This window comes from uncultured Granulicatella sp., assembly GCF_963545075.1.
GTDB lineage: Bacteria > Bacillota > Bacilli > Lactobacillales > Aerococcaceae > Granulicatella.
In genome coordinates, this window is sequence record NZ_CAUUHX010000013.1 from 24,577 (window position 1) to 36,174 (window position 11,598).

General features: G+C 32.3%; 11 protein-coding genes and 1 pseudogene. 2 read left to right on the forward strand and 10 right to left on the reverse strand.

Features of this window, described 5'->3' with window-relative positions; translation table 11 throughout:
• Positions 1–134: 134 nt before the first annotated feature.
• Together RWZ86_RS03205 and RWZ86_RS03210 are read left to right on the forward strand one after the other, a co-directional pair.
• Complete coding sequence (locus RWZ86_RS03205) at positions 135–587, forward strand: DUF3290 family protein (RefSeq protein ID WP_314679937.1); 453 nt, start codon at positions 135–137, stop codon at positions 585–587.
• Complete coding sequence (locus RWZ86_RS03210) at positions 587–1,216, forward strand: DUF421 domain-containing protein (RefSeq protein ID WP_399544769.1); 630 nt, start codon at positions 587–589, stop codon at positions 1,214–1,216. Before RWZ86_RS03205 ends, RWZ86_RS03210 begins: the two co-directional genes overlap by 1 nt.
• Positions 1,217–1,289: 73 nt before the next feature.
• On the opposite strand, the gene yghU is transcribed toward RWZ86_RS03210, so the two are convergent.
• The 10 genes and pseudogenes from yghU to RWZ86_RS03260 all read right to left on the reverse strand — a co-directional run.
• Complete coding sequence (gene yghU / locus RWZ86_RS03215) at positions 1,290–2,078, reverse strand: glutathione-dependent disulfide-bond oxidoreductase (RefSeq protein ID WP_314679939.1); 789 nt, start codon at positions 2,076–2,078, stop codon at positions 1,290–1,292.
• Between the two features lie 18 nt (positions 2,079–2,096).
• Complete coding sequence (locus tag RWZ86_RS03220; RefSeq protein ID WP_314679941.1) at positions 2,097–2,627, reverse strand: DUF4865 family protein; 531 nt, start codon at positions 2,625–2,627, stop codon at positions 2,097–2,099.
• Positions 2,628–2,700: 73 nt separating this feature from the next.
• Positions 2,701–3,336: a hypothetical protein gene (locus RWZ86_RS03225; protein WP_314679943.1), complete on the reverse strand. Its 636-nt coding sequence runs from the start codon at positions 3,334–3,336 to the stop codon at positions 2,701–2,703.
• Positions 3,337–3,554: 218 nt separating this feature from the next.
• A complete protein-coding gene (locus RWZ86_RS03230; RefSeq protein WP_314679945.1) occupies positions 3,555–4,370 on the reverse strand; it encodes an endonuclease/exonuclease/phosphatase family protein in 816 nt (271 codons plus the stop codon).
• Positions 4,371–4,421: 51 nt separating this feature from the next.
• Entirely contained in the window at positions 4,422–6,602 is a 2,181-nt protein-coding gene (locus RWZ86_RS03235; RefSeq protein ID WP_314679947.1) for a PTS transporter subunit IIBC, read from the reverse strand.
• A 365-nt stretch (positions 6,603–6,967) separates the two neighbouring features.
• Positions 6,968–8,421, reverse strand: a pseudogene (locus RWZ86_RS03240) (ATP-binding protein).
• Positions 8,422–8,733: 312 nt separating this feature from the next.
• On the reverse strand, positions 8,734–10,062 hold the full coding sequence (locus RWZ86_RS03245) for a HEPN domain-containing protein (RefSeq protein WP_314679948.1): 1,329 nt from the start codon (positions 10,060–10,062) through the stop codon (positions 8,734–8,736).
• Between the two features lie 100 nt (positions 10,063–10,162).
• Positions 10,163–10,360 carry a hypothetical protein gene (locus RWZ86_RS03250; RefSeq protein WP_314679950.1) on the reverse strand — a complete coding sequence of 66 codons (198 nt, stop codon included), beginning with the start codon at positions 10,358–10,360 and terminating at the stop codon, positions 10,163–10,165.
• A gap of 404 nt (positions 10,361–10,764) precedes the next feature.
• Complete coding sequence (locus tag RWZ86_RS03255; protein WP_314679952.1) at positions 10,765–11,220, reverse strand: DUF4274 domain-containing protein; 456 nt, start codon at positions 11,218–11,220, stop codon at positions 10,765–10,767.
• Positions 11,221–11,314: 94 nt separating this feature from the next.
• Positions 11,315–11,598 (reverse strand): T6SS immunity protein Tdi1 domain-containing protein (locus RWZ86_RS03260; RefSeq protein ID WP_314679954.1); only part of this gene is annotated, 284 nt, incomplete at its 5' end.

Genomic DNA, 11,598 nt, shown 5'->3' on the forward strand with positions numbered 1-11,598 from the left:
TCTCCTTTATTCATCATTACAACAATTATATCAAGTTTTATATTCCTTTTACTTTTTTATTTTCCATCTGAATAGATTGCTTGCAACTTATAAATATTTTATAATAAATTGCATTCAAAAAAAGGAGGTTCGTTATGAAATTTTATTCATATGAATATGTATTAAGTCAAATCAGTCAGCAAGATTGGGTAATGCTTATTCTTTCTGCATTACTGATTCTTATCACTGCATTTTTTGCTTTTAAAGCTTATCAAGATAAACGTGGTAGTAAGTTTCGTGAATTGTCGCTTATTTCAATTTTAGCTTTAGTAGCTGTTGTTTTAATTAGTATTTCTAATTTTCAAAGTAATCAATCTACAAATAATCAGTTCCGTAACTCTCTACACTTTATTGAAATTGTTTCAAAAGAATTAGGTGTAGATAAGGAAAAGATATATGTCAACACTTCTGCTACGACTGATGGAGCAATTATTAAAGTTGGCGATCAATTCTATCGTGCTTTAAACGGCTCTAACAAAGATAGCTATTTATTAGAAAAGATGGAATTATATAAATCAGATGTTGAACTTGTGGAGGTTGAAAAATAATGAGCTTTTTTATTACAATTGCGATTAAGTTAGCTTTAGGTCTTATTTCTTTAGTATTTGTTATCAATGTAACTGGTAAAGGAAATTTAGCACCAAGTTCTGCAGTAGACCAAGTACAAAACTTTGTTCTCGGGGGAATTATTGGTGGGATTATTTACAATAGTTCGATTTCCATTCTTCAGTATATTGTTATTTTAATTATTTGGACTATTTTAATTTTACTATTGAAATGGTTGAATACGAATGTTTCAATGATTAAACATTTAATTGATGGTAAACCTGTGATAATTATCAAAAATGGAAAGTTAGATCCAGAAGCTTGTCGATCAAAAGGTTTATCTGCTGCAGATGTGGCTCTTAAATTACGTTCTCAAGGTGTGTTCCAATTAAAAGATGTTAAACGAGCTGTGATTGAACAAAATGGTCAATTCATTATCGTTAGATTTGGGGATGAAAATCCTAAATACCCTATTATTACAGACGGTGTGGTTCAAACAGAAATTTTAGACACGATTGGTAAGTCTGAAGAATGGTTAATGGAAGAATTACAAAAAGAAGGCTATGATAATGTAGCGGATATCTTCATTGCTGAATATGACAAAGGTCAGATTAATGTGGTAACTTATTAAGTTAAAGAGAAACACTCTCAATTTATGAAACAAACATAAAATTGAGAGTGTTATTTTGTTAATCTAAAAAATGTTATAAACTCTTGTATTCTACTTCTAATCCTTTTTGAACTGCAGGTCTATTCTCGATTCGTTTTGCCCATTCCACTAAATGTGTGTAACTAGCTGCATCTAAAAACTCTGCTGAATTTTGGTATAGCTTATCTAATACTAATTGTCCATACCAAGACCAAATCGCAATATCCGCAATCGTGTACTCTTCTCCAGCGATATAAGGTTTCGTTGCCAATTCTTTGTCTAACAAGTCTAATTGACGTTTTGTTTCCATTGTAAAACGATTAATCGCATATTCAATTTTTTCAGGAGCATAATTAAAGAAATGTCCAAATCCTCCACCGACAAATGGTGCAGATCCAGCTTGCCAAAATAGCCAGTTTAATACTTCTGTACGTTTTTCAACTTCTTTTGGAAGAAACTGTTCGAATTTCTCAGCAAGGTATAATAAGATATTCGCTGATTCAAAGATTCTAATATTTGTTTTTCCTGATTGATCTAATAAGGCTGGAATTTTTGAGTTTGGATTTACTTCTACAAAGCCACTACCAAATTGATCTCCATCCATAATCGAAATTTTGTATAAGTCATACTCTGCTTCTTTGATGCCTAATGCTAATAACTCTTCTAATAAGATTGTAATTTTTACACCGTTCGGAGTTCCTAGAGAATATAATTGGAATGGTTTCTCTCCTTTTGGTAATTCTTGTTCAAATCGTGCTCCTGCAGTTGGACGATTAATTCCTGAAAATCTTCCTTGATTGATATCAGCTTCACTCCACACACGTGGTAATTCATAATTGCTCATATTCATTCTCCTTTAATTTTACTGTTCTAATGATAAATGTAAAATTTCATAAATATTTGTACCTTCCATTTGTTCTGGAAGTTCTTCAAAGAAATAATATTCCTTACATTGCCATTTTTCTGGATTATAGACTAATAATTGACTCGTACTATTGTCAAAGGTAGTTGAAAAACTTAATCGTTCCATTTGAGTGGATTCTGAGATTTCTCTTGTTATTTCTACACAATAACGACTGCTATTAAAGTTTTCCTTTTTCTCAAATGCTAATGGAATTGCTGTAGAAATAGTTTGCCATCCAAATGATTTCAGAATATTATCATAAAATCCATCCCATATAAATTGATTCATTCCTTCTGAATCTTTCCATAAATATAATGGTGCATATTCTTTTTTGATGTCATTTTTACTATTTTCTACAGAGATAAGATACGCTTTAAAGAGTAAATCTTTAAAACCGTCCATTTTATGGCCATTTTCTCGAACTCGTTCTCTAATCTTATTCATGTCAAACGAATCTGGTAATTTTATTTTATATTGCATTGATATCATATTATGTTCCTTTCTAAAAAAGACTTTTATCTGTAGTATACTTGTTCCTACATCAAAAAGTCTCAATTTATGCTTATTTCAAATTATTCGCTCTTTGATTCATTTCATCTGCAGCACGATTCAAGCCACGGCTTTGGTATTCATAAGCTGCTCTTTCGTAACGATCAATATCTTGTTGTCTTCTGCGTTCCGCATCTTGCTCACTAGCTAATCTAGCTTGTTCAGCTCTTGTAGCATCATTGTTATTTCCAGATGGAGCAGAATAACCTCCACCACCGCCATAACTTCCAGAACTTGGACCAAATTCATTAAAGACAAAAGTTAGAGCAATCACCAATACCACGACTGTAAAGACAATGACTAATGCTACTTGTAATAAAAAGGCAAATAGTAAAATTAACACTGCACTTAATAATGTTTTCAAAATAAATCCTTTACGAATTAAATGGATTTTAAAGTAATCAAGAATCAATACACTCACTGGTGCAAAAACTAATCCAATTTTATGGAAATTTAACCACCCTAAAATAGAATTATCAGGAGCTGAAGGTAGTTGAGCACTTTGGAATCCTGTAAGAGAGTTCGTAGTCACAACAGGCGCTTGTGTTTGATTATACCCTAGATACATCGTAATAGCTGCAATAATTGTATAAACAGCAATTGTAATGATTTTTTGTTTACGTGTTAATTGTAAGAAATTTTTAATCATCTTTATACCTCACTTTTTAAACTAAGCTTTATTTTACAAGATAATAGATTTCTAGTAAACAATTATGAATACTTGTAGAATATCCCCGACACTATCATCTGTTACTCCTAATAAAGTCCGTAAATTATTATCCGTTAGAGAAATTCTCCTTGTATGACTTAATTGTAAAAAATCCTGTCGATGATTTCTCACCAACAGGATTTGTCTAGCATTCACTTTTATTTCCATTTTAATTGAGCATTTAAGCCAAAGTGGTCACTGACTTGAGGACTATTGTTCCCATCAAAAACAACCTGTAGATTTTCTACTTCTATCTCCTTAGTCGTAAAAACATAGTCAATGCGGAGTGGTTCTGTATTTCCCTTCCAACCATCAATTTCTGGTGGAACGGTATAGCTACCACTTTTCTCTTTAGCTACTTCAAATGCATCTTGTAAGCCTAATGGACTAGCTAAAATAGCTTGGTAGCCTTCCTGACCAGCTGGGTTGTTGAAATCTCCAGCTAGCAAAAGTGGCTTGTTTAATTCTTTCAAGACAGCCTCAAATCGTGCCCATTCTTCTTGGAAACCTTTATCCCACCAAGAAAGGTGGACACTTGCAACTGCAAGCTCCTTACCATCCACTACAGTTTCAGCCAAGGCAACACGGCGAGTATGATAGTCTGTTGGATCATCCACATCTGAAACCAAAATTTCTCTGGCTTCAATAGGTGTTTTAGACAAGATAGCCACACCTTCATGGTATCGGTCATAACCAATATGGTTATAGGCCCAAGTCCAGTAGTAATCTTTCCCTTGCTCTGACAACTTTTCAACCAAAAGTCTAACATAATGGTCTTGGTGAATAGGCTCAGCTGCTGGCAAAGCTTGATAGAGATCATTAACTTCTACCTCTGGCGAGGTAATCTCCTGATTGATTTCTTGGAAACAAATCAAATCATAATCTTTGTCAAGAACGTCTTCAAGTAAGAGCTGGAATTTTTCTTCAGCTTCTTTTTCCATCCAGCTATGAGTATTGAGTGTTAAAAATTTCATGCTTTTCTCCTAAAACAAGAGGTTGGAAAACAGCTTCCAACCTCAAGTATATTACAATTCTACTTTAGCAACTGCTGTTTTAGCTGCAAGAGAACCTGTTTGTTCTAATTTAACTGATTTAATAGCTTCAGCATTTGTGAAGACAACCACTGTTGAAGTTTCACGACCTGCTGCACGGATAGCATCCAAGTCAGCTGTGACAAGAAGATCACCTGCTGCAACTTTTTGTCCTTCAGCTACATGAACTGTAAATGGTTTTCCTTCAAGACTTACTGTGTCCAAACCAATGTGAACAAGTACTTCAAGACCTGCTTCAGTCACAAGACCAAGAGCATGTTTTGTAGGGAAGATGCTTGATACAGTACCTGAAACTGGAGATACAATGTTTCCATTTGCAGGTTCTACAGCAAATCCGTCACCCATCATTTTTTGAGCAAATACTGGATCTTTTACTTGTTCCAAAGCAACAACTTGACCATCTGCTACTGAGTAAACTTCCTCAGCAAGACCTTTGAATTGAACAGTGTTTTGTTGCGCTTCTGTCATTTGACTTGGAAGAGTTTCAGGAATGATTTCACCTGAATCAAGGATATCTTGGATATCAGATTTCAATACGTCAGCTTTTGGTCCGTAGATAGCTTGGACACCTTGTCCTTTCATGACAAGACCCATAGCTCCTTCTGCTTTCCATTGTTCTGCATCACCGACTTTGTCAGCGTCTTTTACAGTTACACGAAGACGAGTCATACATGCGTCTACGTCAACGATGTTTGCACGTCCACCAAGAAGGTTGATAATGTTTACAGCTTGAGAACCTGCTGCAACTTTCACTTCGCTACTAGATTCTTCTGAACCTTCAGCAGTTTCGTAGTTTCCGTTACGTCCTGGAGTTGCGTAGTTGAATTTTTGAATCATGAAGTTTGCGATAAAGTACATGATTACAGCAAAGAGAACAGTTACCCAAATGAAGTTAACGATATCCATACCGATACCAGCGCTAATCGCAATAGGTGTACGAGTCAAGAACTCAATTGAACCGAATGAGTGCATACGTAGGTTCACAACGTCAGCCATAGCGAAGGCAGCACCCTGAACAAGTGAGTAAACAAGATACATAGGTGTTGCGACGAACATGAACATGTATTCGATTGGTTCAGTAACCCCTGTCAAGAATGTTGCAAGAGCTGTTGCAATCATCATACCTTTGTATTTGTGTTTCTTGTCAGCATCAACATTACGGTAGATAGCCACAATCACACCCATCAAGATACCGAATGAACCGATCATTTGTCCAACTTTGAAACGAGCTGGGTGAACAGTATCTAACAATTGTTGGTAGTGACTTGCATCTGTACCTTTAAGGTTAACAAGGTCTGTTACCCATGCAAGCCATAGTGGGTCTTGACCAAATACTTGAGTACCTTTAGCTGCACCTGTTAAAATTTCATAAGTACCACCAAGAGCTGTATAGTTCATTGGGATTGTTAACATATGGTGAAGACCGAATGGCAATAGCAAACGTTCCAAAGTACCATATAAGAATGGTGCAAGGATTGGAGCATTTTCTTGTGAGTTGGCAATCCAGATACCAAAATTATTGATACCAGTTTGTACAAGTGGCCATAAAATAGAAAGTACAATTGCAGCAATTGCTGAACGAAGAATCACTACAAATGGTACAAAACGTTTCCCATTAAAGAATGAAAGTGCATCAGGAAGTTTACGGAAGTTGTAGTATTTGTTAAAAGCAGTAGCCCCTACAAAACCAGAGATAATCCCTACGAATACACCCATGTTCAACGCTGGAGCTTCCATAACACTGATGAAATAATCAGCTACTTTGACTGAACCTCCAAAGAGAGTTGATACCATTGCGTCAGGATTTTTCAACATATCTCCTGATACACCAAAGATTGTACCAGTGATACGGTTAATCAAGATGAAGGCAAGACCAGCGGCAAAAGCACCACCAGCACGTTCTTTAGCCCAGCTTCCTCCAATTGCTAGGGCGAACAAAATATGAAGGTTACCGATAACCCCCCAACCAATTTGCTCAAGAATTCCACCAGTGATTACAAGTGGTGCAAATGTTGGGTTAATCATAACAAGTGACTTACCGATTGAAATCATCAAACCAGCAGCCGGCATAACAGCGATAACCACCATCAAAGCCTTACCGAATTTTTGCCAAAACTCGAAAGACAAAATATTTTTGAATGTATCTTTCATCATTCAAATCTCCTTTATTTTTAATTTTTAGGCAAACGTTTGCACTGCCTATGGATTGATTATAACATTTTAGTTTACTTTGTAAAGTATTTTATAAAAAGAATTATTTATAGTTGTATTAAATGCAAGGAATAAGCTATATATGATGGAAAATTTGGGAGATTTCATTTAATGAGGGAGGTAGTTAGTACTGCTACTGCACTCTACTGCACTCCTACTGCACTCCTACTGCACTCCTACTGCACTCCTACTGCACTCTACTGCACTCTACTGCACTCTACTGCACTCTACTGCACTCCTACTGCACTCTACTGCACTCTACTGCACTCTACTGCACTCTACTTCTCAAGAAAATATTGTTTCATGATTTACTTTTGAATAATCTGATAATATTGATTTCTATCATTCTTGTTATTACCATACCATTCTAAAAATCCAAGATTAGTAAGTTTCTTTAACATTCTACTACAATAATTTCTACTTCTACCCGTCATTTCTGAAGCTTTAGCTGTTGTTAATTTTTCTCCAGAGTTATACATACAATGAAGAATCATTTGTTCATCAATATTCAAATTATCATAATTAGGAAACTCCACTTCTAGGGAATCCCTCGTTCTTAAATGACGGCTTAAAATATTATTCTCAAGAGTTAACTTTACCCTATTTCCAGGTTCAGTATAAATTGGATCATGTAGAAAAGCTGATTCCATTTCTGAATATATTCTGTTAACTCCCTCATTCATTTCACGAACCCAACCAAATTCAGTTAAAACTCTTGCTATACGTGGATTTCTTGAAAACCGTTCATTTTTAATATTCTCGATTGTAACGATATTAGGTAATTTACCTGGACTATGAATTTCTAATCTATCATCAAACATCAGAATTCTAATATGGTCTCCATATACAGAATAATCTCTATGAGTTACTGCATTAACAATTCCTTCCACCCAAGCAAATTCAGGATACTCAGAGATTATTTTAAACTTTCCATTTTTTTCTAAAAATTGAAAATCTCGTAATTGAGTACCTATAAATTCTTTAACTTTTACTATTAATCTAGGTAATGGATCCTCAAAAGTCTTTTCTTTAATCACATTAAAGCCACTCCCTGTCCCCATATCTACCCCCTCAAATCGTTGAAAACGAACACGAGCTTGAGGGAAAAAGACTGATGGACTTTTTCCGAACAGTAAAATAGCAGCTTTAGTTAAATGATTATTAATGATAAAACGTCTTGCTTTTAAAACATTTTCTACTGAAAAATTCATTATATCAAAATGACTCAGATATTCTTTAACTAACTCCTCATCAATATCATCAATTGTAGCATCTTGAACAATTTCATCTTCAAAAAATCGTTGACCTTTATCATAATAAAGCTGAGTTCTTTGCTCATAACTTAATGTAACACTTTCATTTCCCTGACGTAAATATACATCATCATTAGGTGCAATAATCACTCTGTTTGAAGATAATTCAACTGATATTACTAATATTTTATCCTCTTCCCCTTTATGATTTACAACAGGAATTTCTTCAAAACATAATTGCAAAGGATAATCTCGCATTTCACGGTCAATTTTTCGAAATTCATTAATATCATAAGCATTACCATCATTAAACCCTGTAATAATATTTCCTTTTTTCTCGTCTTCAATTCCAATTACCAATTGTCCACCATCCGCGTTAGCAAAGGCTATTAAATGTTTTAACAACTCTGATGGTTTTTTCTAGCAGATTTTCTATCTAAATATTGGCTTTCAGGAGAATATTGAAGATGTGCTAATCTTTTATCGTTATATTTTTCACTATTATTCAAAAAAATCACCTCTTTTTTATAAATTTCATTCAAAATAATTTTACTGTATTAATATAGTCAAGTAAAGAATGTTAAAATTATTCATTCGAATTAAATTTCTGTATAACCAATCATAAAAACATATAATAACTTTTCAATTTACTTTTAAATAATCAATAAATAGTGATACTTTAGAAAATCTTAAATAAAGCAACAATAATTATTAAGGTTAAACCTTTAAAACAACTAACTTGTAGGCAACTTATATATATCAGAACTTATGTTTCTAACTACGATTCATTAAAATAAAAAAGTATAATATTTTTATACATTTCACAAATTATAATTCATACCTAATTCTTTATAAATAAAATATCTCAAAACTTCTTGAAGAAGTACTTTCGTATCATACATTTCATGAAAATCTGTAATCAATTTAGGATGGTTTTCCTTTTTATCTCCATGAGTATAATAATTACGAGTATCCACTAGTTTTTTTATAAAAAATTTCCTATCTAATTCTTTTGGGAAAATTTTATCTTGATTAATGTTATCAATAGAAGTAAATAGTTCTTTTAATCGTTTAGATAAAGTCAATTCTCTTGGTTTACCATTTTCATCAATTTGAAAATTTCTTGAATACACTTCTAAATTCCGAATGGCATCAACCAGTTGATCTTCTAAATATAAATCACCATGGAGATTTTTAGAAAATTGTTTCACTATAAATTCAAGTTCTTCTGTTTTATCAAACCAATGATTTAGTATTTGATCAAAGTCAGTATCTAATTTACTTAAAGAAATATTTTGTTGAGAACTTTTGTTCCATTTTTTATACTTTCTAGCATGTTGTACAAAAAACTTTCCCTCTATAAGAGGTATACGGTTTTCAGCAATTAATACATCTTGAACTAAAAATTCTATATTAGTAAATGAAATGGGTACATTAGAAATAATCTCAATAAATTCATTAAATTTAAGTGCAGCATCATAAAAATCATTAAATTTTTTTGTTTCAGAATCAGCAGGAGTAAAATTAATATAATAATTACTTCTAAAAGAAGTAGTTGTATACGATGAATGTAGAATAGGAATATCCTTAAAATTTATTTTAAGAGAATTTATTACCGCTTTAGTTGACTTATAATCATTTATAGAACTCTCAAAAATATCTTTATTCTCCCTATGCTTGATAGTTACTAAAGATTTTTCAATCCATTCTTCGATATGTTCAAAACTAAATCTAAATTCCATTATCTCCTCCTTTTCTAATTTATCAATTAATGCTATCCAATCTTCTGGTTTCGAATGAAAATTTTCAAGTTTTCTATAAAAAATATTATATAGTTTAAATTTTTCTATTCCATACTTTATAATGGAAAATCCAGGAGTTGATATATGTTCCATAGTTTTACCATAGGTATTTAAAATCAATACATTTCCATCACTTGAAAAACCATATATCTTTTCCAAATCTTTGCTAAAACCAAATGAATTACCTGTTTCATCTGGAAATTCACCGAATAATTCTAATGTAATTTCTTGTGGAGTATAGTGTAAGATACCACTTAATGAATCATTAGACGCAATATTACCGGGAGAATCTGAAAAATATCCTTTTAACTCAAAATCTTTATCCCAAACATAATCTTTAAAACTCATAGTACTTCTCCTCTCTTTATAGAAAATAACCTTTTTTAGATTTAAAATAATTATCTCTTATTAAATGATACTTATCAATAATTAACCTTACTTTTCAACACTAAATCACTTCAATACATTTAATCTCACTTTCATTAAATCCAACATAGGGATGTTTGTCTGTTTCAATTGTGATCTCATCATATAATTCATCTTCAGTATCTAGTCTTCCGGTAAAAGTATGACAATGCCCTTCTAAAACATGATCATCCACAAATGTAACTCGAATATCTTTTCCTAAATATTGTTGTAAATTCATTTTCGAGTTCTCCTTTTTTCACTTTCTTATCGTACACCGTAATTCTAGTATTTCTTTGTCGAAATAACAATCTCATAAATTCACATAAAAATAGAAATGACTTTTTCTGTGACAACAAACCTTACATTTGCAAATTATTTGCGTCCAATACTATATTAAAAAATACTTTTTGAACTAAAAAAGGAATTAATTAACTTGAAATTAATTAATTCCTCCGATAATACCATGTTATCATTTCAATTTTACAATGCGCATAATTTTAAAAATTAAACACTTTACAAGATTTATGATTTTTAATTTAATTTTGTTTGATCATTATGAGCTTCTACAAGAGATAAATGAGCTTGCTTCAAACACACTTCACATTTTACCTTATCATTCTTAATGATACTTTATTCTTATTTTTAAAGACGAATATGTAAATCTTTTCCTAAAACTCCGTCTAAAATAAACGAATCGAGATTAGGATTCAACTTATTTAATTTGAACTTTTGAATTTTTGTTATTTCAGGCTGAAAAGAGATACTTCCCTTTGGATATTTCTGTTTCAAAATTTTATCATAAACTTCCTTTATAAAATTTTCCCAGGATTTCGATAAGCGATTTGCAAAAATAGCCTCTCCTTCAAGTAAATATTGTATACCGTCTGCTCGATGAAAAGCTAATAAGGCCACTGGGAGAGTACAATTAGGATGATTAATAATTGCCTCTGGAATTTCAAAACCATTATCCCAGTTATAATTATCAAGTAAAACAAAAAGATCATCTTCACTATTAATAGATTTAACTAGTTCCACAGCTTCAGCATTGCTTTCAGAATATAAAATATAGGATAGTATATTTAATTTTGTTACATCCATTTTTAATACCTCAATCTAATTTATTATGAAAATGTTCCTATAGTTTCTGAGTTGCACCTTAATTTTGATTAGATTATCAAGAGTATGATTACTTTTAATCTCCTATAGGACCAGTGAATTGAGTAATTAGTAAAATATGTTCATACATTTTTACCGTATCCAGATGATTCACGTCTTTAAATCCACCCAAAGCCAAAAGTGGCACAAATCCAAAACACTGTGTATAATCAAGCGAGCCATATTTCTCTATCGCCTCGTGATAAAGCGGTAAGTCAAAATAATCATCTGTAAAACTTTTGTCAGATAGAAACTTGATAAAAAGCGATAAATTTTCTAAAAAAATATCAAATGTACCATCTTTATATTTAATAATCCCTA